At 70.1% G+C, this 23,678-nt stretch carries 16 protein-coding genes and 1 pseudogene; 11 read left to right on the forward strand and 6 right to left on the reverse strand.

The window, feature by feature from the left end:
• Positions 1-149: 149 nt before the first annotated feature.
• The 3 genes from WME90_RS36275 to WME90_RS36285 all read right to left on the reverse strand — a co-directional run bounded on the left by WME90_RS36275 (position 150) and on the right by WME90_RS36285 (position 4,136).
• On the reverse strand, positions 150-1,844 hold the full coding sequence (locus tag WME90_RS36275) for an Eco57I restriction-modification methylase domain-containing protein (protein WP_437276639.1): 1,695 nt from the start codon (positions 1,842-1,844) through the stop codon (positions 150-152).
• 5 nt (positions 1,845-1,849) lie between these two features.
• Complete coding sequence (locus WME90_RS36280; RefSeq protein WP_437276640.1) at positions 1,850-2,593, reverse strand: PaeR7I family type II restriction endonuclease; 744 nt, start codon at positions 2,591-2,593, stop codon at positions 1,850-1,852.
• 697 nt (positions 2,594-3,290) lie between these two features.
• On the reverse strand, positions 3,291-4,136 hold the full coding sequence (locus WME90_RS36285) for a hypothetical protein (protein ID WP_437276641.1): 846 nt from the start codon (positions 4,134-4,136) through the stop codon (positions 3,291-3,293).
• An 836-nt stretch (positions 4,137-4,972) separates the two neighbouring features.
• Here WME90_RS36285 and WME90_RS36290 point away from each other — a divergent pair.
• From WME90_RS36290 to WME90_RS36305, 4 genes are all read left to right on the forward strand, one after another.
• Positions 4,973-5,623, forward strand: coding sequence for a hypothetical protein (locus WME90_RS36290; RefSeq protein ID WP_437276642.1), 651 nt, complete (start codon positions 4,973-4,975; stop codon positions 5,621-5,623).
• 160 nt (positions 5,624-5,783) lie between these two features.
• Positions 5,784-6,773, forward strand: a complete 990-nt coding sequence (locus WME90_RS36295; RefSeq protein ID WP_437276643.1) for an L-threonylcarbamoyladenylate synthase — start codon at positions 5,784-5,786, stop codon at positions 6,771-6,773.
• A gap of 368 nt (positions 6,774-7,141) precedes the next feature.
• Positions 7,142-8,341 carry a YcbK family protein gene (locus WME90_RS36300; protein WP_437276644.1) on the forward strand — a complete coding sequence of 400 codons (1,200 nt, stop codon included), beginning with the start codon at positions 7,142-7,144 and terminating at the stop codon, positions 8,339-8,341.
• Positions 8,342-8,605: 264 nt separating this feature from the next.
• On the forward strand, positions 8,606-10,663 hold the full coding sequence (locus WME90_RS36305; RefSeq protein WP_437276645.1) for a PrkA family serine protein kinase: 2,058 nt from the start codon (positions 8,606-8,608) through the stop codon (positions 10,661-10,663).
• A 69-nt stretch (positions 10,664-10,732) separates the two neighbouring features.
• Here the strand turns inward: WME90_RS36305 and WME90_RS36310 are convergent, their stop codons facing one another.
• Both WME90_RS36310 and WME90_RS36315 read right to left on the reverse strand, forming a co-directional pair.
• Complete coding sequence (locus WME90_RS36310) at positions 10,733-10,996, reverse strand: hypothetical protein (protein WP_437276646.1); 264 nt, start codon at positions 10,994-10,996, stop codon at positions 10,733-10,735.
• A 33-nt stretch (positions 10,997-11,029) separates the two neighbouring features.
• A complete protein-coding gene (locus WME90_RS36315; protein ID WP_437276647.1) occupies positions 11,030-11,785 on the reverse strand; it encodes a PP2C family protein-serine/threonine phosphatase in 756 nt (251 codons plus the stop codon).
• A gap of 133 nt (positions 11,786-11,918) precedes the next feature.
• On the opposite strand from WME90_RS36315, the gene WME90_RS36320 reads away from it, so the two are divergent.
• Complete coding sequence (locus WME90_RS36320) at positions 11,919-13,103, forward strand: FIST signal transduction protein (protein ID WP_437276648.1); 1,185 nt, start codon at positions 11,919-11,921, stop codon at positions 13,101-13,103.
• An 80-nt stretch (positions 13,104-13,183) separates the two neighbouring features.
• Here the strand turns inward: WME90_RS36320 and WME90_RS36325 are convergent, their stop codons facing one another.
• Positions 13,184-15,586, reverse strand: a complete 2,403-nt coding sequence (locus tag WME90_RS36325) for a protein kinase domain-containing protein (RefSeq protein ID WP_437276649.1) — start codon at positions 15,584-15,586, stop codon at positions 13,184-13,186.
• 257 nt (positions 15,587-15,843) lie between these two features.
• Here WME90_RS36325 and WME90_RS36330 point away from each other — a divergent pair.
• The 6 genes and pseudogenes from WME90_RS36330 to WME90_RS36355 form a co-directional block, all read left to right on the forward strand.
• Positions 15,844-16,782 (forward strand): annotated as a pseudogene (locus WME90_RS36330) (ABC transporter ATP-binding protein); the annotation flags it as partial.
• Complete coding sequence (locus tag WME90_RS36335) at positions 16,779-17,585, forward strand: ABC transporter permease (protein ID WP_437276650.1); 807 nt, start codon at positions 16,779-16,781, stop codon at positions 17,583-17,585. The pseudogene WME90_RS36330 and the gene WME90_RS36335, both read left to right, overlap by 4 nt.
• Before the next feature lie 5 nt (positions 17,586-17,590).
• Positions 17,591-18,376 (forward strand): ABC transporter permease, encoded by a 786-nt coding sequence (locus WME90_RS36340; RefSeq protein WP_437283707.1) that lies wholly within the window; start codon positions 17,591-17,593, stop codon positions 18,374-18,376.
• 115 nt (positions 18,377-18,491) lie between these two features.
• Positions 18,492-20,399 carry a PAS domain-containing protein gene (locus WME90_RS36345; protein ID WP_437276651.1) on the forward strand — a complete coding sequence of 636 codons (1,908 nt, stop codon included), beginning with the start codon at positions 18,492-18,494 and terminating at the stop codon, positions 20,397-20,399.
• Between the two features lie 85 nt (positions 20,400-20,484).
• Positions 20,485-21,648 (forward strand): prohibitin family protein, encoded by a 1,164-nt coding sequence (locus tag WME90_RS36350; protein ID WP_437276652.1) that lies wholly within the window; start codon positions 20,485-20,487, stop codon positions 21,646-21,648.
• A 283-nt stretch (positions 21,649-21,931) separates the two neighbouring features.
• Positions 21,932-23,584, forward strand: coding sequence for a hypothetical protein (locus WME90_RS36355; RefSeq protein ID WP_437276653.1), 1,653 nt, complete (start codon positions 21,932-21,934; stop codon positions 23,582-23,584).
• The last annotated feature ends 94 nt before the right edge of the window (positions 23,585-23,678 follow it).

Consider the following 23,678-nt stretch of genomic DNA (forward strand, 5'->3'; position numbering starts at 1 on the left):
ATGGCAATAGATAACAGGCAGCGCGGGGGCGGAAACGATGCCCCGGGTTGGGCACTTACGTTACGCCAACGCCTCCTCCCGTGCATGTATCTTCTGTACGTGGTCGTCCGCCAGACACATGCTTGCGAGCGCACCGCCCACGAGCGCAGCTACTTCCGAGTATCTACGAAATTGAATTCGGGCAGCTTGCCGATGTCGTACGCACGAAGCGCAAGCTCATCTAGCCTCGCGAAGTCTCTTCGGCGGAACGCTCCGGCTAGTTCTTTCATAAGCGACTGTTTAATGTCCTTCGGCGAGGGAAGTCGAATGCGCCGAAGGTATTGCGCTTGGAAGCGGAGATACCCGCCGCGCATCTTGACCGCGTAAGACCAGACAAAGAAGAGAGCGACGCGCGAACTCAGCAGCCCTCCTAATGCCTCCATGTCCCATTCCTTCGAAATTACAAAGTACAGGTTATGGTGCGGATAAAATTTCCCCTCATCAAACGCAACCTCATTTGAGCCGGCAATGTCGGGGATCAAAAGCTTTGGAAGGTTGACGAGCTCGGGCCACACCCGGTCGATCGTACGAAACCAATTCGCGGCGTTCTTCTTTGCAACGTGTCGTTTACGAATCTGCACCTCGTGCTCGTCCAGATAGCGCGCGAGCTTCGGATAGTCGCGCAAGTCAACCAGTTTCCCGTCTTCGCGGAACACGTTGATGACGAACCGTCGCGCGTCTCGAACACGGCCCTGCTCGATGTCGTCGCGCATCACGAGAGGCAGGCGTCGTTCGGGCTCGATGTCGACGTCATCCTCGAGAATGTACACTTTGTCGTTGCCAGTAGCGACGCCGATGCCGACGCGCGTCCCACCTACGTCCTCAATCGGTGCGAATCGAGCCTCAAGCGCGCGGAGCGTTTCTAAGTGAGCCGGCGAGCTCAGCACCCAAGGCGCGTCCCCCTCGAACCATGACGGATACTCTGAGACCGTGACCCCCGCATATTTCAGTCCGGGATTCGCCATGGCCGGCAGCAGTGCCGCGCACTCCTCGGGAGATGCGGTATCCAGCTTGCCCACGTGAACGCGTTCGGTTTTTCCTGGCGATATTGCAAAGATGGAAGGATACGCGATCACCTCCGACTCGAAGGGCGATGCGCTGTGCAGATCGACGTAACATCGGACTTGAAATCGCTCTGCGAGCAAGCGCCGGAGTGGGGCCCCGTACCTATTGAGAATCCACCGATCGGCGCAGATGAACGAGAGCACACCTTCGGGGGAGAGTAGATTCAACCCTCGTTCGATGAAAGCGACGTATAAGTCGGCTCGATCATACAGTGAGACATACCTCCGCCGGTACTCTTCTTGCAATCTCGGCGACAGTTGCTCGATCCTAACGTAGGGCGGGTTTCCGACGATCGCGTCGAAATGCCGTTGCAGCCGACCTGCCAGTAAAAAGTCGCCCTCTATTATCCAAGAGTGCACGAGCCGCGTTGCGGCGCGGCTCGTGAGCCCGCGCCTTACCAGAGCGTCCGCAACTACATCGCGTGATTGGACGACGTGCTCGGCGTCGATGTCATAGGCAAGGATCGCGGCGTCGAGCTTGGAGGGATCGCGGTTGTGCAGCCGCGCCGAGTCCACAAGCCGTTCGGCTGCTGTCACGAGGAAGGCGCCGTGCCCGCACGCGGGCTCCAGTAGTGTCAGTGCGCCGAGGTCACGGGCAGCGGTGTACCCGACGAGGTCGAGTATCAAGTTGACCACGTGCGGCTTCGTCAAGACGACGCCGTGGGTCTCTCCCGACGAACGCTCCCCGTACTCGTAAACGCTCTTCGGAAGGGAAACAGCGAGTTCTAAACTGGTTTGCATAGTACCTAGAGTGATGCAATGTACCCTTGCACATGCCCCATGAGCCCCGAAAGAAACCGTTTGATAGAAAGGTCTTCCGCTGGCTCGGTGTAGTTGCCTGTGATTCCACTTTGCTCGGTCGACATGAGAAGGGCTGCCCCCTCGTAGAGCCGCTCAAGGATCAGCTTTCGTAGGAGCAGCTCGTACCGCTGTGCATACGAAGTGTTGCGAAATTCGGAGAACACCTTAAAGTGCGGTTCGGCGACACCGACAGAGCGTGTGGACCCCGGGCAACTTTCTAGAAGCATTACCCATCCGAGCCAAGGGCGGGGTTGACTTCGGCCGAACGCCCCCTCTCGATACGCGGTCCATATGTCGACTGCATTACCCACCGCTTCCTCGGTGCGGTTATTAAAATTGTTTCCGAACGACGGTCCTTTTTGCGACTTGAACTCAATGGCTGCAACGAGGCGCTCGTTGTGCACGACGAGCATGTCCCATTCCTTTGTCGGCCGAAAATATCCAGGGAGCTCAAGCCTGCTATGTACGTAGATGTTGGCTTCTGGCATGCCGCTCTCGATGAGAAGCCAGTTGATCAGCCGACAGAAGCCGTCCATGTGCTTTCCGCCGGTGACGGCAGCTCGCCCACCGCGGTCCGCATCCCCCGAGCGCTGCTTGGCCCCCTGTTGGCTCAATGTCGTCCAGTAGTGGGCGACTGCCGCTCGTACCTGCTGCTCGTACCCGGAAGGGAGTCCTGTCACGTCGGGCACCCTAGCCGATCGGAGACGCCGGCTGGAGCTCGAACAAGTCACAGGGACGCGCCGCCCGCTCGTACGTCCCGCGAGCGAGCTGTCAAGCACGACTTTGGCGCTCCGTCGCGAACTGGGTGCCAGGAGTGCCGCAGCAGCGAACCCGGGGACGGAGCTGGGCACGGCCACCGACATCTGGTCGCTGTATTACTGGACGCCCGCGCAGCGTCAAGTCCGTTCCAAGTCCGTTCGTGGAGGACGGAAAGCGCGCAGCGTGGAAGGATCGCCCGTCGACGCTGCCCGAAGAGGCGCAGCGCAGGCGAGGCGACAGAGCAAGCGCGGCCGCGGCGGCGTTGCGACCTCGACGGGGCCGCGAGAAGACAGTCCCAACGGGATCCCCAACACGCGAGCGACCTTCGTCACTGCATCATCTACCTCGACGAGGACGAGCACCGCACGCTCCTGCGGATGCGCTAGCTGGAGCACCGCGAGAGTGGCGCGAGTTTCCGTGAGGAGAGGCTCCTAGCGCTGGCAGGCTACGAGGGGCAGCGGATCTACTACGGCCACCTCTTTCTGAGCTCCGCATGCTCGCGGATGGCCACGGCGACTGCATCGATCACGGGCGGATGGGGATGAGAAGACCAGGCCCACGCGAGGCCAGACGTTTTGCAGCAAGCCGCTCGGCGGCTGATCCCGCGCCGCGCTCGCGGGGGTCGGCTCAGCTCGCGAGCTCGCCGTTCCCCGCGCCCACCGCTTTCTCTTCTGCTTCGACGACCGCCGGCTCCCCCGGCCCCTCCACGCTCGCTCCCTCGCCCGCGGGCGCCCCGCCATACCGCTTGCCGGCCCGCGCCGAGGCCTTCAGCACGGGCCCGCGGATCGTCTCGATGGCCTCGATGGGCGCGTCGGAGAGCTCCAGGTTGGAGAGCACCGCGGACACGACCCGGAACCACTGGCTGCGCGCCGCCGCGATCGTCGCCTTGGTCACCGGCGCTGTCTTCTCCTTCGCGGCGAGCTCGTCCCGCCGGTGCTCGATCGCCTCGAGCTCCTTGCCCGTCTTGATCCACCGCTGCGCCGTGTGGAGCAGCGTCGTCTTCCCGGGCGCCGAGATCCCCTTCAGGAACTCGCCGATCGACGGCTCCTCGTCGAGGAGCCGAGCGACACGCGCGGTGTTGCCCGCCTCCGCGGTCGGCGAGGCCTTGATGATGGTGAGCCCGTTCGGAAACAGCTTCGGCTGCACCTGGTCGCACGTCGCCGCGCGCTCCCTGTCCGGAGGGTCCGCTCCGAGGCAGTGCTCGCGGTACGCGTCGATGCCCCAGCAGACGGCCTTGGCGAGGTGATCATGGCGCTCGTCGACCCGCGCGAGCTCGTCGTTCAAAGCGTTCATCTCGCCCGACGGCCCCGCCTTGATCGGGCGCACGGCGAGCACGGCGTCGTGGGCCGCGACCGCCTTCGGGTGCAGGCCGGCGATCTCGGGGATCGAGAGGAACAGCCGCTTCCGCTGCGCGTTCTCGACCCACGGGGACACGAGCGCGACCATCTCTTCGATCATCAGGTGCTTCAACATCGCGTAAGACCTCCTTGACCGGGGTACAGCGTGTCCGGCCAGGACACGGCGATGCGGCCGAGCCCGTCAAGCCATCCGCAGGTCTCCGACGGCGCGAGACCGATCCGGCCGGTCAAAAAGATGCTGTTCCAGAGGTCACGACCAGCGCCGGCGCTCGTTGCGAGGCGGCGGACAGGTCGCGATCGACCCCGGAGGCTCTTTTCGGCTCGGGAACAGGTCCCGATCAAAAAAAATGGATCTTTTCATACAAACGGCGTGGTCCCGACCACGCCATCGGCTCAAGAGGAGCCTCCCGATTGGTCGAGACCATGCGGCGGGCATCCGAACAAGCGGCCGGCGGGGTCGAGACCCATCGGCAGCGCACCGGTCGATCCAGCTAAGCAGCGCATCCACCTCGTCGCGGCGCCGCTCTGGATCGACGCCGACGGCGACGGGCGCTCCCTCGGCCGCACTGCCGAGCCGTGAGCGCGGCGAGCTCCGTGGCGCGCCCGGCACGACAGCGCGGCCCCGCGGGAACGCGGCAGAGACGAGCTCGGGCCGACGGGCCTCAAGGTGCGATCGAGGTTAGCCGCTGTCTGGCGCGCGCTCATGAGCTCTCTTTCAGCGCCGAGTCTGCACCTGCATGCCCGAGAGCAATCGATGGTCGCGCATGGACATAACTCGTACCCCTGCTCACCGTTGACACCGCGCTTCAGTGAGAAGATCGTCGAATCACCTGGGGGTGTGACGCAAATGGAACGATCACAATCGACGAAAAGCCTGCTCCACTCCAGGTGCAGCGGATGTTCGGCGGAAAGGTTGATGAGCCGGCGAAGCGGCAACAGTGAGATGCATTCATGACAATTCATCGACCCATCGCAGTCGCGCTCATTGCCGCCATCGGCGTCGCCGGCGCCTTTGTCGGACGCTTCGTGCCACGCGATGCACCAAGCGCCCGAGGGGCTCGGAGCGCGTCATCCGCACCTGCCGCCATCGGGGGCGCTGGTAATGCCTGCGATGCTGAACGCACCGCGCTCGCTTCGACCAAGGCGCAACTGGCTTTCTGCATGGGCGTTGGCGCCCGGAATCACGAGACGCCGACGTCCGAAGCTCCTGAGAAATCCGATCCTGATCCATCGTCCGACACCGAGTCACAAATCGCCGCAGAGATCAGGCGCAATCGCGAGCGATTGGACAGCTTATCCGAAGCTGTGATCGTCCAACATGCGGATGGAACCATTGGCTATTACAAACCCGACGACTGGCCCATCGATGGTGATGGACTGATCATCGGTCGCAAGTTGCCCAACGGACAAATCGGATGGTATGCCGGGCCAGATGCCGGACCGCGGTCGGACCCAGCTGCATTCAGGCGTCCCGAGTCCACGATCATCCTGGCGCCCAACTTCGTGCGTGAGTCGGACGGGTCGATCAGAGTGCGTCGAGATGCCCCGCCTGCAGTGAAGCGCATGTTCGGCGAGAAGATGGATGAACCGGCGCAGCCGTAGCCTAGCGTGGCGCTGCTCTGGATCGACGCCGGCGGCGACAGCCGCGCCGTCCGGCCGCACGGCCGAGCCGTGAGCGCGACGGCGCCCGCCCAGCGCCCCGCACCGCGCGCGTCGGTTTTCGTTTGCCTCCCGCGCGCCCGGGCAACATGGACCGCGGCGCATGCGAACCGAGCGGCTCGCCGCTGACGCGGCATCCATCGCACGGGCTGCCGAGATCCTCCGCCGCGGAGGGCTCGTCGCCTTCCCCACGGAGACCGTGTACGGCCTCGGCGCGCGCGCCGACGACGCGCGCGCGGCGCGCGGCATCTTCGAGGCGAAGGGGAGGCCGCCCGGCAACCCGCTGATCGTCCACGTCCCCGATGTCGCGTCCGCCCGCGCCCTCGCGGACGGCTGGCCAGCGGACGCGGAGCGGCTCGCGCGGGCGATGTGGCCGGGGCCCCTCACCCTGATCGTCGCGCGCCGGCCCGACCGCGTCGCCGACGTGGTCGCCGCCGGCGGGCCGACGGTCGCGATCCGCGTGCCCGTCCACCCGGTCGCGCGCGCCCTGCTCGACGCGGTCGGGCTGCCGATCGCCGCGCCGAGCGCCAACCGCTCCACCGAGCTCTCGCCGACCACGGCCGAGCACGTCGAGAAGAGCCTCGGCGGGCGCATCGACGCGATCGTCGACGGCGGGCCGACCGACGTCGGCATCGAGTCCACCATCGTCGACGTCACGCGCTCGCCGGCGCGGGTGCTCCGCCCCGGGCACGTCACGGCCGAGGCGATCGCCGCCCTCGTGCCGATCCAGGCGGCCGCCGCGCTGATCACCGCCCCGGCCGAGCGCGCCCCGTCCCCGGGGACCCACGCGCGCCACTACGCCCCGCGCGCGCGGGTCGCGCTGGTCCCCGCGCACGCCGTCCGCGGCGAGCTCGATCGCGCCGCGCGGGCTGGTTCGCGCGCCGGCGCCATCGAGCACGGCAGCCGCACCGCGACCGGGCCGCACGCCGAGCTCCTCCCCGGAGATCCCGCCGGCTACGCCGCGGCGCTCTACGCCGCGCTCCACCGGCTCGAGGACGCCGGCTGCGACGTGATCGTCATCGCCGCCGTCCCCGAGGATCCCGCGTGGGACGCCGTGCGGGACAGGCTGACGCGCGCCTCCGCCGCCCCCTGAGCGAACACCGGTCCCCCGAGCGAGCGCCGGTCCCCTGAGCGAGCACCGCGGGCGGGGACGCGGCCTGCCCCTGAGCCCCGCGGCTTGCCCATGAGCCCCGCGGCCTGCCCATGAGCCCCGCGGCCCGCCCATGAGCCCCGCGGCTTGCCCCTGAGCCCCGCGACCTGCCCCTGAGCCCCGCGGCCCGCCCCTGGGCCCCGCGGCCTGCCCATGAGCCCCGCGACCTGCCCATGAGCCCCGTGGCTTGCCCCTGAGCCCCCGTAGGTGCGTTTTCATCCCCCGAGCTGGAGGTTTGTGGCAAATCAGGGTCGCCCGCCCGCCGGGTGCGCTACCTTCCCTCGCTCGATTCGCGCTCCTCGTCGATCCCCATGCCGGCAACGTCCCGCGCCGCCGTCCACAGCATCGCCGCCGCCCTCGGCCTCGCTGCGCTGCTCGTCGCCGCCCCGCAGCGCGCCAGCGCCGGCCTGCTCGACGAGCCGCCCAGGCGCGCCAGCTTCAACCTGAACGAGACGCTCGCGCCGGAGCTGCCGCTCCTCCGCGCCTTCCGCAACGCCGCCGTCGAGCGGCCCGGACCGTTCCGGCTCTACCTGAGCAGCGCCTACGGGAAATGGTCGCAGCAGCCGTGGTGGCAGCTCGCCTGGGGCGGCGCGCGGCCGGACGCCGCGGACGCGCTCGGCGAGCGCGGGCTCTCCGACCCCGCCCTCGGCTCCTCGGCGTTCGCGAGCGCCTACTCCCCGTTCGCCCCCTTCGAGCTGCCCGGCCCCCTCCACATCGAGCCGGCCGCCTCGGCGTGGCTCCGCCCGCTCGATCCGATCGTGAGCCCGCCGGTCCTCGCGACCACCGGGCCGAGCCTCGCCTCGAACGGCTTCGACGTGCTCTGGGATCTGCCGAAGAAGCAGCTGCCCGACTGGCGTTGCCGCCGAGGCCCGGTCCAGTTCGCCCGGTACGGCGGCCAGCACGACGCCTTCGAGCTCGTGCGCTGCGACGGCTCCGTCGCGCCCGGCGCGCTCGATCGCCTGTCGATCATGGCCCGTCCGCCCGAAGCGCCCGACCCGGGCGACGAGCTGCCCGACGAGCCCGACGCCGACACCTGGCAGCGGGCGCTCGAGTGGGTGCCCCAGGTCCGCGTCGTCCACCCGCGCCTGCTCTGGCTGCTCCAGCAGATCGCCGACGCCTTCCCGCGCCGCGGGATCCACATCTACAGCGGGTACAGGCCGCGCGCGCCGGCGACGCGCGACGCGCCGGGCGCGCGCAGGGCCTCCGGCACACATCACAGCCAGCACGCCGAGGGGCGCGCCATGGACATCCACGTGATGGGCGTCCCGAACACGGCGCTGTTTCAGTTCTGTCGCACGCTCGACGACGTCGGCTGCGGGTTCTACCCGAACAGCAAGTTCGTCCATGTCGACGTGCGCCGCCCCGGCGCTGGGCGCCTCTTCTGGATCGACATCTCCGCCCCAGGCGAGCCGTCGGAGTACGTCGACTCCTGGCCCGGCGTCGTCGAGAGCGGCGGGCTTACGTGGGGAAGCGCGCAGGGAGCGCGCTCTGGCGGGGCCACACCTCGCTGACGTCGCCTCCCCGCGGTCGCCCTCGCACCTCCTGCGGCCTTCCACCGGCGCGACCGGCCGCTCCGCGCGCGCTCCCGTTCCGGATGGGATGAACGGAGCCTCGGGGCGCGGTGACTTGCCTCCCCGTGATCGGTGTTAAGCTTGGCTTCTTCCCCCTGGGCGCGCGACGCGAGACGGGGGCGGAGCTCGGCGAGCCGAGATCTGTCCCCGCACCTCCGGCGGCCATGGCCGCCCCGCGGTCGCCCTGGAGAAAAAGGGTGCGAAATGGGCGAGTTGCGGACAGGGATGGTTGAGAAGATCGCGGCGATGCAGGACTTCGCGCTCTACCGCGATCTCGCGTGGGAGGGCACGTTCGAAGAGTACCTCCAGATCGTGCGCCAGAACCCGCAGGTGACGCGCAACGCGTTCCAGCGGGCGTACGACATGATCATCCGCTACGGCATCGAGGAGTACACGGACAACAAGAAGAAGCTCATCCGGTACAACTTCTTCAAGGACGAGATGCACGGCGGCGCCGACGCCGTGTACGGGCTCGACATCCCGCTGATGCGGCTCGTCCACGTGCTCCGGGCGGCCTCGGAGGGCTACGGCCCGGAGAAGCGCGTCATCCTGCTGCACGGCCCGGTCGGCTCGTCGAAGTCGACGATCGCCCGGCTCCTCAAGAAGGGCATCGAGCACTACTCGACGACGCCCGACGGCGCGCTCTACACGTTCGACTGGGTGAACCTCGACGACGTCGGCATGGCCGGGACGGAGAGCGCCCGCTTCAAGTGCCCGATGCACGAGGAGCCGCTGCGCCTCGTCCCGCCGGCGTGGCGCGAGCGCGCGTTCCGCGAGCTCGGCCTGTCGAGCGCGCAGCACCACGTCCGCACCGAGGGCGATCTCGACCCGGCGTGCCGCTTCATCTTCAACCGCCTGATGGACAAGTACGGCGGCGACTGGTCGAAGGTGATGCAGCACGTGCGCGTGCGCCGCCTCGTGCTCAGCGAGAAGGACCGCGTCGGCATCGGCACCTTCCAGCCGAAGGACGAGAAGAACCAGGACTCGACCGAGCTCACCGGCGACATCAACTACCGCAAGATCGCGGAGTACGGCTCGGACTCGGACCCGCGCGCCTTCAACTTCGACGGCGAGTTCAACATCGCGAACCGCGGCATCGTCGAGTTCATCGAGGTGCTCAAGCTCGACGTCGCGTTCCTCTACGACCTGCTCGGCGCGTCGCAGGAGCACAAGATCAAGCCGAAGAAGTTCGCCCAGACGGACGTCGACGAGGTGATCATCGGCCACACCAACGAGGCCGAGTACAAGAAGCTCCTGAACAACGAGTTCATGGAGGCCCTCCGCGACCGCACGATCAAGATCGATATCCCCTACATCACGAAGGTGTCGGAGGAGATCCGGATCTACGAGAAGGACTTCAACAAGGACAAGATCCGCGGCAAGCACATCGCCCCGCACACGCTCGAGGTCGCCGCGATGTGGGCCGCGCTCACCCGGCTCGAGGACCCGAAGAAGCACAACCTCTCGCTCGTCCAGAAGATGAAGCTCTACGACGGCAAGGTCCTGCCCGGCTACACGCAGGACACCGTGAAGGAGCTCCGCAAGGAGGCGTCGCGCGAGGGCATGGAGGGCATCAGCCCCCGCTACGTGCAGGACAAGATCTCGAACGCGCTCGTCAACGACCTCGGCGAGGGGACGATCAACCCCTTCATGGTCATGAGCGAGCTCGAGAAGGGCCTCAGGCACCACTCGCTCATCACGAACGACGAGCAGCGCAAGCGCTTCACCGAGTGCATCGGGATGGTGAAGCGCGAGTACGAGGAGATCGTCAAGAACGAGGTGCAGCGGGCGATCAGCGCGGACGAGGACGCGATCCAGAAGCTCGCCGCGAACTACATCGACTCGATCAAGGCCTACACCCTGAAGGAGAAGGTGAAGGACCGCTTCACCCGCGAGGACGTCGAGCCCGACGAGCGGCTGATGCGCTCGATCGAGGAGAAGATCGACATCCCCGAGAACCGCAAGGACGACTTCCGCCGCGAGATCATGAACTACATCGGCGCGCTCGCGGTCGACGGCAAGAAGTTCGAGTGGCACACGAACGACAGGCTGCGCCGCGCCCTCGAGCTCAAGCTGTTCGAGGATCAGAAGGACGCGATCAAGCTCCAGACCCTCGTGTCGAGCGTCATCGACAAGGAGACGCAGGAGAAGATCGACATCATCAAGACCCGGATGATCAAGTACTTCGGGTACAACGAGGTCTCGGCGCGCGACGTGCTCGACTACGTGGCCAGCATCTACGCGCGCGGCGACACGAAGTGACCCTCCTCGGGGGCGCGGCGCCTCGCGCGCCGCGCCGCCGGAACCCCCACCGTTCCCGCCCCCCTGGGCTCAGCCTTCGCGCCTGAGCTTCGCGAGCTCGCGCTCCAGCGAGGCCACCGTCCGCTTGAGGTCGCGGACCTCCTCGACGGTCGCGAGGCCCATCGCCTTGGCGAACGTCTCCTTCTGCTCCGCGGTGAACGAGGAGACCCGGCCGGGCACGCTCATCGCCGTCATGAACAGCCGCATGAACCGCTCGTCCTGCATCAGCTTCGCCACGTTCGGGTTCGTGGCGAGCTTCATGCCCTCGGTGACCAGTCTGTCCTTCAGCGCCATGCGGGCAGCGTAGCCGACTTTCGAGCGGGCGCGTCAGCCCACCTCGACCAGCACCGCCGTGATGTTGTCCCGCCCCCCGCGCCGATTCGCGAGGTCGATGAAGAGGTCGACCGCTGTGTCGCCGCCCTTCGAGGCGATGGTCGCGATCTCCTCCTCGGCGTGGAGATACCCGTGCAGCCCGTCGGAGCAGAGCAGGTACCGATCGCCCTCCTCCACGGCGACGATCGAGGTGTCGACCTCGACGTAGTCCCGGTTGCCGACCGCGCGCGTGATCACGTTGCGGTGCGGCGAGCTCTTGGCCTCGTCCACGGAGATGAGGCCGTTCTTGATCTGCCACGCGATCAGCGTGTGATCCTCGGTCATCTGCACCGCGGTCCCGTTGCGGACCTGGTAGATGCGGCTGTCGCCCACCTGGCCCGTGACGAGCGCGCCGCCGACGATGAGCGCCGCGCTGATCGTCGTGCCCATGCCGCTCTTGTCGCGATCGAGCTCGGCGATCGCGAAGACCATGTACGTCGCCGCCTGGATCGCGCCCTCGAGGATGCGCAGCACGGCGCGCGCCTTGGGCTGCGTCAGCGGCTCGTTCGGGTCGCCGATGGCGGGGAGGCCCCGCTTCACCATGCCGTAGATCGTCTCGACCGCCTCGGCGCTCGCGACCTCGCCGGCCGCGTGCCCGCCCATGCCGTCCGCGACGATGTAGAGGCGGAGCTCGTCGTCCCGGAAGAACGCGTCCTCATTGGCGCGCCGGTGGCGCCCGACATCGGTGCGGCCAAATGATTGGATCCTCATCGAGCTTGCCCGGTCCTTCGCTCGCCGTCCTGTGAGGAAATCCCCGAAGCGCCGGCGCGACTGTCGCACGATAAACTTCTTGGGCGGGGCCTGTCGAGTGGTCGGCGGCTCGGTTAGGATGGGTGGGCCAGCCATGGCACGAAGCTTCTCCGCGACCTGTGGGCCGGATGGCCTTGTTCACCATCTGGCGGACCTGCGAAGCGCGGTCCCGTCGGCGTCGGGCGGCGTCCTCTTCGTTTCCGGACAGCTCGCCCAGCGCGCCTCGGCCGTCGCCGAGCTCGTCCGTGGCGCCTGGCGCGGCATCCCCGCCTGCGTCGTGCCGGCCGCGGGCGTGCTCAGCGAGCGCGGCGAGATCGAGGGGGACACGGGCGCCAGCGGCGTGCTGTGGTCCGGCGGGCAGGTCACCCCCTTCGCGCTGCCCGAGCGCGCCGAGGATCCGAGCCGCCTCCTGCGCGAGGCGCTCGCCCGCACCGTCGGCGACCGCTGCGCGACGGCCATCCTCTTCGCCCGGCCCGGGGCGTTTGCGCCCGAGCGGATCGAGGCGCTCGCCTTCTCCGCGCCGAGCACGTGCCTGTTCGGCGCCGGAACGGCGTCCGGCTCCGCGATCGGCGTGACGTCGCAGGGCGAGCTCCTCGAGGGGCCGATGACGGGCCTCGCCATCACGGGGTTCGCCCCGCCGCTCGTCGACGCGTCGCCGGCCGCCAGGCTGCTCTCCGGCTTCCATCGCATCGAGGAAGCAAGCGGCGGCATCGTGCTGCGCGCCGGCGGGCGGCCGGCGCTCGACCTGCTCTCCGCCGCGACCGCGGCGCTCGGCGAGCCGCCCGGCACGCAGCAGCTCATCCTCGCCGCGCTGGCCGATCCGCCGCAGGAGCCGGGCGCCGACGGAGGCGAGCCGCGCGGCGACGCCGCCGAGGCGCCGCAGGCCCACTCCGTACGTTACGTGCTGCGGCCGGTCCGCGGCATCGATCCGACGCGGCGGGGGCTCCTGCTCGGCGACGAGGCGAAGCCCGGCGCGCGCCTCGCCTTCGCCGTGCGCGACGCCGCCATCGGACGCGCCGGGCTCGAGGGGATCGCCCGGCAGGTGTCCCGGAGCGCGCTCGGGTCGGCCCCCCGCTTCGCGCTCTACCTGACCTGCGCCGGGCGCGGCCAGGGCCTGTACGGCACGCCCGACGTCGAGGCGCGCATCCTGCGCCAGCGCTTCGCCGACCTCCCGATCGCCGGCATGCACTCGAGCTTCGAGATCGCGCCCTGGGCCCGAGGTCAGGCCAAGCTCGCCCTCTACACCGGCGTGCTCGCGCTCTTCCGCGCGCCGAGCTGAGCGTTTTTTCCCGCGCCGAGCTGAGCGCCGCGCCTCGGCGCTCGCGGTCGACCGCAACCACGGCGGCCGAACGCCGCGCCTCAGCGCTCGCGGTAGACCGCGACCACCGCGGAGGCCCGCCGGTGCACCTCCGCGTGGACGGCCGCATACCGCGGATCGTCGCGCAGGGACGCGAGGACCGGGCAGCGCTCGAGCCAGATCAGATCGAACAGGCCGTCGGCCAGCGAGAGCTCGAGCGCGGCGAGCGCGAGCTCGCGCTGGCCGAGGAAGGCCGCGAACTCCGCCTGGAGCTGCCGGATGAACGACGTGCGCCGCAGCGCCGTGACGGGCGGGCGCTCCCCCTCGACCGGCATGGGCCGGACATCCGAGAGCCGCCCCTCGATGAGGTCCGCGACCACCTGCGCGAACGGCGCGGGGAGGTCCGGGAAGGCCTCGCTCACGCGCTTCTGAGAGAGCATCTCGACGACCTCCGGGTCGCGCTGCCAGAGCACGCGGCGGATCCTGAGGACGGTGTAGCCCGATCCGCTCCCCACCGTCGGGTGCGCCCGGATCACCTCGTGGGCGTCCGACCACCTGCCCAGCAGCGTGTACGCGCGCGCCAGCGCCTGCGCGGCCAGCACCACCTCCGGGTCGCGCGCCAGCGCCGACCGCGCGCGCCGCGCGCCCTCCTCGAAGGCGCCGCACTCGAGCAGGATGTGCCCGATGAGGCCCTCTGCCTCGGCGTTCCCCGAGCGGCACGCGAGCGCCGCCTTGAGCTCGCGCATCGCCCCGACGACGTCGAGGCGCTGGAACCGCACCGACGCCATCGCGAGCCGCGCGTCCGGCAGCCCGGGCGCCGCGGCGACGGCGCGCGACGCCGCCTCCGTGGCCAGGTCCCCGCCCCGGTCGGTGAAGAACCAGAAGCGAGAGCGCGCGAGCGCGTAGGCCGACAGGATCATCGGGTCCTCGGGCGCGCGCGAGAGCGCCTGCTCGAACAGCGCGATCGCCCGCTCCTGGTGCTCCGGCCAGAACCTGCGGTACTCGTGGCGCCCGCGCAGGAACAGGTCGAGCGCGACGGGATCGCTCGGCGCCGTGCGGTTCGGGGCGGCGCTGTCGAGCGTCAGCGCCTCGGCGATCGCCTCGGCCACCTCGTCGTTGATCCGCAGCACCTCCGCCTCGGGGCGGTCGAAGCGCTTCGCCCACAGCTGGAACCCGTCGGCGACGGAGACCAGCCGCGCGTTGATCCGCACCGTCCCGTCGCGCCGCCGCACCGAGCCCCCGACGACCACCTGCACCCCGAGCTCGCGCCCGATCTCGCGCGGATCGAGCTCGGGGGACGAGCGCCGCCCGAGCGCGCCGCGCGGCCTCACCCGCAGGCCCGGGGTCATGGAGAGCGTGTCGATGAGATCGTCCGTCAGCTCCTCGGCCAGGTATGCGTCCGACGGCGGGCCCTGGTTCGCGAACGGCAGGACCGCGACGCTCTTGCCGCCCTGCTCGCCCACCCCGGAGCTCGACGCCGAGCTCACCCCGGAGATCGCCGTCCGCTCCTGCGGCGGTGTGAACGCCGGCGGCGCCACCGTGGCCGGTCGGGTGAGCGAGGCGAGGTCGTGCACGACGCGCTCGACGGACGCATACCGCTCGTCGCGCTCGCGCGCCATGCAGCGGAGCACCACGTGCACGAGCGCGTCGGGCAGGTCGGCCCGCCGGCGCCGCGGATCCGGCGCGTCGGTGAAGAGCCGCGCCGCGGCGACGGCGAGCGGCGCGTCGCCCTGCCACGCGCGCTCGCCCGTGAGCATCTCGTAGAGCATCGCGCCGAGGGCGTAGATGTCGGCGCGCGCGTCGATGTCCGCGACGCCCTGCACCTGCTCGGGCGCCATGTACGCCGGCGTCCCCATGACCGCGCCCAGCGTCTTGCCGGCCTCGCCGTCCGGCGCGATCGCGCGCGCGATCCCGAAGTCGGTCAGGACGACGCGCCCGTCGCGATCGAGCAGCACGTTGTCCGGCTTGAGGTCGCGGTGGATGACGCCGGCCCGGTGCGCGGCCTCGAGGCCCGCGCAGACGCCCTCCACGACGTCCAGCGCGCGGGTCACGCCGAGCCGCCGCTCGCGCGCGAGGAGCGCCGCGAGCGGCTCGCCGTCGATGAACTCCATCGTCAGGAACCGGTCGCCCTCGTGCTCGCCGATGTCGAAGACCCGCGCCACGTTCGGGTGCGTCACCTTGCGCGAGAGCCGCACCTCGCGCCGGAACCGATCGATCACCTCCGGCGCGACGCTGAGCTCCCGGCGCAGCATCTTGACCGCGACGACCTCCTCGAGCTCCAGGTCGCGGGCGCGGTACACGCTCCCCATCCCGCCGACGCCGACCAGCCCGAGGAGCTCGTACCGGCCGGCGAGGACCTGCCGCGGGCCGGTCGCCACGGCGTCCGCGGGATCGGGAGCCGGCCGGGCGCCGCTCGCCGCGAGCGGAGGGTCATGGATCGTGTCGTCCTTGAAGCTCTGCGGCATAGGGGAAGTCCGGCGCGAGTTGCCCCCTTGCGTGTCGAGATTAGCCGACGGGATCGCCAGGTCGAGCGCCGACCGTCACGGGAGCTCCGGCGCGGAGGTGCTAGTCTCCGCCGCCCATGGCAGAGGCGTCGAGCTCCATCGTGGTGGAGTCGCTCTCCAAGACGTACCAGGTCCACGAGCGCGCCGCCGGCTTCTCGGCCACCGTGCGCTCGGTCTTCCGGCGCCGCACCAAGGTCGTCCACGCCGTCGAGGACCTCTCGTTCTCGATCGCGCCGGGCGAGCGCGTCGGTTTCCTCGGCCCGAACGGCGCCGGGAAGACGACCACGCTGAAGGTGCTCTCCGGGCTCCTCCACCCGTCGGGCGGCAAGGTCGAGGTCGCTGGCTTCGTCCCGCGGCACCGCGACCCCGCCTTCCTCAAGCGGATCACCCTCGTGATGGGCCAAAAGCAGCAGCTTTTGTGGGACCTCCCGCCCGCCGAGACCTTCGCGGTGAACCGGGCGATCTATGGGATCGGCGACGCGGATTTCAAGGAGACCCTCGGTGAGCTGGAAGACCTGCTCGGCATCGCCGCCATCGCGACGAAGCCGACGCGGCAGCTCTCGCTCGGCGAGCGCATGAAGTGCGAGCTCGCGGCCGCCCTGCTGCACCGGCCGGAGATCCTGTTCCTCGACGAGCCGACGATCGGGCTCGACGTGGCGATGCAGCTCGGCGTCCGCGAGTTCATCCGCCGCTACAACGAGCGGCGGGGGGCGACGATCGTGCTCACGTCCCATTACATGGACGACGTGGCGGCGCTCTGTCCGCGGGTCATCGTCATCGACAAGGGCAGGCTGCGGTACGACGGCGACCTGGCGGCGCTCGTCCGCAGTGTGCGGCCCCACAAGCGGGTCGCGCTGCACTTCAAGAAGCCGGTCGATCGGGCGCTCCTGGAGCGGGTGGGCGCCGTCCTCTCGCTCGACCCCGGCCACGCGGTGCTGCAGGTCCCCCAGGCGGAGCTGCGCGAGGCCATGGCCTGGCTGCTGGGCCAGGCCGACATCACGGATCTCACGGTCGAGGATCCTCCCCTGGAAGAGGTGATGCGCGAGCTCTTTTCGGGGGTGGAGCCGGGCGTGGAAGCTGGCGCGGAATCAGGCGCAGAATCAGGCGCGGAGCCGAGCGGTGAGCCCTCGGGCTCGGCGCGCGAGGCCTCGTCGTGAGCGGGATCGGGAGGGCCGCCCGGGCGTTCCCGACGCTGCTCCGCGTCGGGCTCGCGGCCGCGCTGGCGTACCGGGCCGAGATGCTGATCTGGATGCTCACGACGACGATGCCGCTCGTGAGCCTCGCGCTCTGGTCGGCGGTGGCCGCGAGCGCCCCTGTCGGCCGCTTCGGGTCGCGCGACTTCTCGGCGTACTTCCTGGCCATCCTCATCGTCCGGCAGCTGACCGGCTCGTGGCTCGTCTGGGAGATGAACATGGACATCAAGAGCGGCGCCCTCTCGCAGCGCCTGCTCAAGCCGATCCACCCGCTCTTCTCGTACGCCGCCGACAACCTCGCCGCGCTCCCGCTGCGGGCGGCGCTCTGCGTGCCCATCGCGGTCATCGCGCTCGCCACGACCTCGGGCGAGCGGCTCCAGCCGACGGCCTTCGAGCTCGGGCTGTGGGTCGTCTCCCTCGTCGGCGCCTGGGCGATCAACTTCTTCACCATGGCGCTGATCGGCTCGCTCGCGTTCGTCATCGACAGCTCGACCGCGGTGTTCGACGTCTACCTCGCGGCCTTCATGATCTTCGCCGGCTACCTCGTCCCGATCGAGCTGTTCCCCTCGTGGCTCGCCGATCTCGCGCGGGTCCTGCCGTTCCGGTACAGCCTCGCGTTCCCGGTCGAGCTCATCACCGGCCTGCTCGGCCCGGGCCGGGCGCTCACCGAGCTCGCGGCGCAATGGGCCTTCGCCGCCGCCTCCGCCGCCGCGGCGCTCGTCGCGTGGCGCGCGGGGGTCCGGCGGTTCTCGGCGTTCGGCGGGTGAGCGGCGTGCGTTACCTCCGGCTGCTCGCGACCCAGCTGCGGGTGTCGATCGCGCTCGGGGCGCAATACCGGTGGGATTTCCTGCTCGGCGCGGTGATGACCGTCGTGTGGACGGTGGTCGGGCTCGTCCCCCTCCACATCGCGCTCGCCGCCCGGCCGCCGGTCCAGGGCTGGACGTACGAGCGGGCGCTCGTCGTCGTCGGGTGGTTCACGCTCCTCAAGGGCGTGCTCGAGGGGGCCGTGAACCCGTCGCTCATCAGCGTGGTGGACCAGATCCGGAAGGGCACGCTCGACTTCACGCTGCTCAAGCCGGCCGACGCGCAGTTCCTCGTCTCCACCGCCCGGTTCGAGATCCGCAAGGTCGTGGACGCCGCGGCCGCGGTGGCGATCTTCGTCTATGCCTTCGCCGCGATGGGGCGCTCCCCCGCGCCTGCCCACGTCGCGCTCGCGCTCTGCCTGCTCGTGACGGCGACGATGGTGCTCTACTCGATCTGCATCCTGGTCATCTCCGCCGCGTTCTGGGTCGTGCGCCTCGACAACCTGGCGTACCTCTTCAACTCCATCTTCGACTTCGCGCGCTGGCCGGTCACGCTCTTCAGCGGCTTCTGGCGCGTCGTCTTCACCGTGATCGTCCCGCTCGCGCTGATGACCACCTACCCGGCGGAGGCGATGCTCGGCACCATCGCCCCGCGCACGGCCGCCGCCGCGGCGCTCGGCGCGCTCGTCTTCTGCGCCGTCGCGCGAGGGGTGTGGATGCGAGCGATAGGCCGGTATACATCGGCGTCGAGCTGAGCGCCGCGAGGGCTTCCTGCGAGCGGCGCGGCGCGTTAACGTCGCAGGATTGCCCTCCTGGCGCGAGGAGGGTCAACGGACACCGGGGGGAGAGCGGTATCGGGAAGGAGACGCGGTGACGGACGGAGGGCTGACGCACGAGGAGTTGGGTCGGAGCATCGTCGATCTCGCGATGACCGAGGACGTGATACACCGCCAGGTGATCGCCCTCCTCCCGGTCGGGCGCCGCGAGGAGCGGGATCTCGAGGTCCTCGGCAGGCCGTCGCGGCTCACGGTGGACTTCGAGGTCGGCGACCCGGCGGCGACGCGGAGCATGAGCGGCGCGTTCGATGTCTCGATACCGCACGCCGTGACGGTGCGGGTCGACGCGGATGGAGAGGCGGAGGAGCACCGGCTCGACGCGACCCTCGCGCTGCGCATCACGCCGAGGCCGTGCGCGCCGCTCGGGATCTTCCTGGACGTCACGGAGCTGTCGGCGGAGTCGGTGAGGTTCGCCGAGTCGAGGGTCGGCGCGAAGGACTACCTGCGCGGCCGGATCGAGGAGGAGGTGCGGAGGGTGCTCCTCCGCCTCGTGCGCGCGCGGATCGCGGAGAGCCGCGCGGAGCGCACGCTCGACCTGGAGGAGCCGCTCCTCCGCGCGCTCGGGGACGCCTCCTGGGCGGGGCCGGAGGAGGCGGAGGAGCCGGACGGGCGGGACGCGCCGCCGCCGAGCCGGGTGCGCGGGGCCGGCGGCCCTGCGAGCGGGGCCGCGCTGCTGGACACGCCGCTCAGCGACCTGGACGCGCAGCTCCGGTTCTTCGGGAACGCCATGCCCCTCCAGGTGTGGACCGCGCGCCCGGACGGCCAGCTGAACTTCGTGAACCGGGCCGTCCTCGAGTATTTCGACCGCACGGAGGAGCAGATGATCGGCGAGGGCTGGCTCGCGGTGCTGCACCCGGACGACGTCCCGAAGACGGTGGCGGCGTGGACCCGGAGCCTCACGACGGGCGAGCCGTACGACACGGAGTTCCGCCTGCGGCGGGCGAGCGATCAGACCTACCGGGAGCACGTGGTCAGCGCGCTGCCGCAGCGCGACGCGGCGGGGAACATCTTCCGGTGGATCGGCGGCACCACCGACGTGGCCGAGCTGCGCCGCGCCGAGGCCGCCCTCCGGAGGAGCGAGGCGCGCTACCGGCTCTTCGCGGAGGCGTCGAACGAGGGCGTCTGGTTCTGGAACATCCGCGAGGACACGGTGGAGTGGAGCGATCGTATGCTCCAGATGATCGGCGTCCGCCGCGAGGCGTGGGGCGGGACGTTCGCGAGCTTCTTCGAGCGCGTGCACCCCGACGACCGGGCGGCGATGCAGGCCGCGCTGCGGGCTCACCTCGAGGAGCGGCGGCCGTTCGAGGTGGAGTACCGGCTGCGGCACGAGGACGGCGAGTACCGCGACGTGTTCGCCCGCGGCATGGCCGAGCGGGACGACAAGGGCGTGCCGTTCCAGATGGCGGGCGGCGCGACGGACATCACGGAGAAGAAGCGCCAGCAGGCCATGCTGAACGAGCGGCTCGCGATCATCGAGCAGCAGCAGGAGGCGATCCGGGCGCTGTCGACGCCGATCATCGAGGTCTGGCGGGGGGTGCTGACGATGCCGGTGCTCGGCGTCCTCGACGAGGAGCGCGCGCAGCAGATGATGGAGGTGCTGCTCGAGGCCGTGGCGCGGACCCGCTGCCGTCACGCGATCATCGATCTGACCGGGGTCAGCGCCCTGGACGCCGCCACCGCCGATCACGTGCTGAGGCTCATCGACGCCGTGGCGATGCTCGGGGCGCAGGGCATCGTCGTCGGCATCCGGCCCGAGGTGGCGCAGACGGTGGTGTCGCTGGGGCTCGATCTGTCGAACATCAAGACGCTGTCGAACCTCCGGGAGGCGCTCCTCTACGCGATGCAGTCGAGCGGGGTGTCGGTCAAGCGGCGGCGCAGGCCGAGGGCGGGCCGCGAGCGCGCGGGCGACGCGAAGGGGACGCGCGCGCCGCGCGACGGGTGATCGGCGGCGCGCCCGTCCTCGCGCCCCTCGCCGCGCCGCGAGCGCCCTCCTCGTAAGGCGCGGCGGTTGAGGTAGAACCCTGCCCATGGCGAAGATCCCCTCCATCAAGTTCGGCCGCTCGGGCGGCGGGGCCGGCGCGGCGCGCGGCATCGCGCTCGGCCTCCTGCTCGTCCTGGCGATGCTGTTCGTCGCGTGCACCACGGTGACGCGGATCGACGCCGCGCACGTGGGCATCCGGGTCAAGCTGGCCGGCTCGAACCGCGGCGTCGACGACATCCCGGTCGTGACCGGCTGGGTGTTCTACAACCCGCTGACCGAGCAGATCGTGCAGTTTCCGACGAGCGTGCAGAACGTGGTCTGGACGGCGTCGTCGCACGAGGGCCGCACGGTCGACGAGTCGATCACGTTCTCGTCCTCCGAGGGCGTCAACGTCGGCGCGGACATCGGGATGTCGTTCCACATCGAGCCGGACAAGGCGCCGCACCTGTACCTGCGCTTCCGCGAGAACGACCTGATGAGGCTCGCCGACCGCTACGTTCGCAACGCGGTGCGCGAGGCGTTCAACTCGGTCGCGTCGACGATGCCCGTCCAGGAGATCTACGGGTCGGGCAAGACGAAGCTCATCCACGACGTGGTGAAGGAGCTCGAGCTGGTGCTCTCGAAGGACGGCATCCGGATCGATCAGCTCACGATCAACGGGGCGCTCCGGCTGCCCGAGAACGTGGCCGCGGCGATCAACCAGGCGATGGAGGCGACGCAGAAGTCGATCCAGGCCGAGAACCGGGTGCGTCAGGTGAGGGCGGAGGCCGACCAGGCGATCGCGACGGCGCGCGGCGCGGCCGAGTCGGCGCGGGAGCGGGCCCGCGGCGAGGCGGACGCGCTGCTCATCCGCGCGCGCGCCGAGGCCAAGGCGAACACGATCATCCGGCTGTCGACGACGCCCGCGGTGCTGCAGTACCGCGCGCTCGAGCGCTGGAACGGGCGCTTGCCCGCGATGAACCAGGGCCCGCTGCCGATGCTGACGTTCGACATGAAGAGCGCGCTCGACAAGGACGCCGAGCAGAAGCTGGCCGCGCTGCTCGAGGAGACGGCGCCAGGGGGTGATGCCGCGACGAGCGGTGGGGCAGCGCCCGCTCCCGGGGCGGCGCCGGGCGGCGGGGCGGCGCCCGGCGCGGGCGGCGACGACGGCGGCAAGGGCGCGAAGCCCGCGGAGAAGCCGGCAGGGCAGGCGCCGGCCGGCGCGCCCTGAGCGGCTCGCGGCGGCCCGGGCGGCGCCGCCAGCTCGGGACCAGAGACGGCGATTTCGTGAGCTGAGCCGGACGCGGCGGCGCGGTGCGAGAGCAGCTGTGGTGGCTGCGGAGGGTCGTGCCGAGCCGCCCGGTCCGAGGAGCCGGGTTGACGTCGCGAGGGGGGGTGCGACGATGGCGGCAATGCGTCCTCTCCGGCGGCTCGCCGCCCTGCTCCCGCTTCTGAGCATGTCCTCGCTCCCGCTCGCTCTCGCGGGCTGCCAGCAGATTCTTGGCATTCATGATGTGAGCGACGATCCAGACACGGGCAGACCCGACGGCCAGACGTTTCAAGCCAGCGCGGGCGCGACCTCCGGGGTCGGCGGCGGCGGGAGCGGCGGCGAGGCCGGCGGCGGCGAGGCCGGCGGCGGCGGTCACGCTCCTGACGTCATGGGTCTCGCGCTCGTCATCCTGACACCCAACGTCACGGTGCCTCTCGGGGGGAAGAACCTTGTCGAGATCGAGATACGCCGCACCGGCGGCTTCGATGGCGAGGTGACGGTGGCGGCGGTGAGCCCTGCTGTGGGCCTCGTCATCGACCCCATCACGGTCGCCGCCAAGGACACGAAGGCAGAGGTCGTGATAGGCGCGGAGGCGCCGCTCGCCCTGGGCAACACGATCTCCTTCACCCTGAAGGCGACCTCCGGAGCCCTGGAGAGCACCGCCGCCGTGACGAACGCGCTCGTGACGGGCCGCCCCGGCTCCCTGGACGAGTCGTTCGGCGTGGCGACCGGCCTCGCGCCGGTGCGCTTCGGGAACGACGACGGCGGCTATTTCACCGATATCGAGGTGGTCGGCGAGCGGATCCTCGCGACCGGCTGGGGCATCGGCGGCCTCGGCGGCTCGTCGATGAAGATCGCGCGCCTGACCAGCGCCGGCGCGCTGGATCCCGACTTCAACGGCGGCGCCTTGCTGTCGACGAGGATCGGGAGCAGCTCGGGCTCCGAGGCCCAGTCGTTCGCGGTGGGGCGCCAGGTCGACGGCAAGATCATCGCGATCGGCTGGCACGAGACCCCGGAGCCGCGTGACATCGCCCTCTGGCGCGTCAGCGCGACCGGCGCGACCGGGGACCCGCAGTTCGGCAACACCGGCAAGGCGCTCGTCGACACGGGCGGCGAAGAGACGGTCGTGGATGGGCTCGTCCTGGCCAACGACAAGATCCTCGTCGCCGGCGTTCGCGACGCGCGCATGATGGTGGCGCGCGTCTCCTCGAATGGGACGCTCGACACCACCTTTGCCGCGCCGAACGGCTTCTGGGCGCTCGACCGCGCCTCCACCGCGAGGGCCGTGGTCGCCGACCGCGAGGGCCGGATCCTCGTCGTGGGCGAGGTGGACGCGGGGGGCCAGTCCGACGGCATCCTCGCCCGCTTCCTCGCCAACGGGCAGCCCGACACCACCTTCGGGACGGACGGCCAGCTGGTCTTCGGCGCGTCCGGGATCGCCGAGAGCACGGCGGCGATCGCCGTCCTCGACGACGGCCGCCTCCTCGTGGCCGGCAGCGCGAGCCACGGCGGGAGCGCCGACTTCGAGGTCCGCCGCTTCCTCCCGGACGGCGCGGCCGACCCGAGCTTCGGCGCCGGGGGCGTCGTCGCGCTCCCGATCACCGACGGCGACGACGCGGCGACGGACGCGATCGTGCTCCCCGACGGCCGGATCCTGGTCGTGGGCAATGCGACGAAGGGCGCCACCCCCGGACCGGTGCTCGCGCGTTACCTGCGCGACGGCAGGCTCGATCCCAACTTCGGAGTCGGCGGGGTGCTCTCCTTGTATGTCGGCGACTCAGGCGACATCCAGCGTGCCGCGGTCTACCCGGGCCAGAAGGTCGTGATCTGCGGAGCGAACCAGGGGGGTGTGCCAGGTCCGGGGACGTACGGGATCGTGGCGCGGCTCTGGATGTAGCGACGGCGCGACGGACATCCCCGCTCCGGAGCGCGGGCGCGCCCGACCGGATCGTGGTCAGTCACGGTTCACGGCCCTCGGCACTCTCGAACGA

The organism is Sorangium sp. So ce375 (genome assembly GCF_051473855.1).
Taxonomy (GTDB): Bacteria; Myxococcota_A; Polyangia; order Polyangiales; family Polyangiaceae; genus Sorangium.

Coding starts and splice junctions, on each gene's coding strand:
- WME90_RS36275 (WP_437276639.1), bottom strand. CDS start 1,844: ATGCAAACCAGTTTAGAACTCGCTGTTTCCCTTCCGAAGAGCGTTTAC.
- WME90_RS36285 (WP_437276641.1), bottom strand. CDS start 4,136: ATGTTGAAGCACCTGATGATCGAAGAGATGGTCGCGCTCGTGTCCCCG.
- WME90_RS36290 (WP_437276642.1), top strand. CDS start 4,973: ATGACAATTCATCGACCCATCGCAGTCGCGCTCATTGCCGCCATCGGC.
- WME90_RS36295 (WP_437276643.1), top strand. CDS start 5,784: ATGCGAACCGAGCGGCTCGCCGCTGACGCGGCATCCATCGCACGGGCT.
- WME90_RS36300 (WP_437276644.1), top strand. CDS start 7,142: ATGCCGGCAACGTCCCGCGCCGCCGTCCACAGCATCGCCGCCGCCCTC.
- WME90_RS36305 (WP_437276645.1), top strand. CDS start 8,606: ATGGGCGAGTTGCGGACAGGGATGGTTGAGAAGATCGCGGCGATGCAG.
- WME90_RS36310 (WP_437276646.1), bottom strand. CDS start 10,996: ATGGCGCTGAAGGACAGACTGGTCACCGAGGGCATGAAGCTCGCCACG.
- WME90_RS36315 (WP_437276647.1), bottom strand. CDS start 11,785: ATGAGGATCCAATCATTTGGCCGCACCGATGTCGGGCGCCACCGGCGC.
- WME90_RS36320 (WP_437276648.1), top strand. CDS start 11,919: ATGGCACGAAGCTTCTCCGCGACCTGTGGGCCGGATGGCCTTGTTCAC.
- WME90_RS36325 (WP_437276649.1), bottom strand. CDS start 15,586: ATGCCGCAGAGCTTCAAGGACGACACGATCCATGACCCTCCGCTCGCG.
- WME90_RS36350 (WP_437276652.1), top strand. CDS start 20,485: ATGGCGAAGATCCCCTCCATCAAGTTCGGCCGCTCGGGCGGCGGGGCC.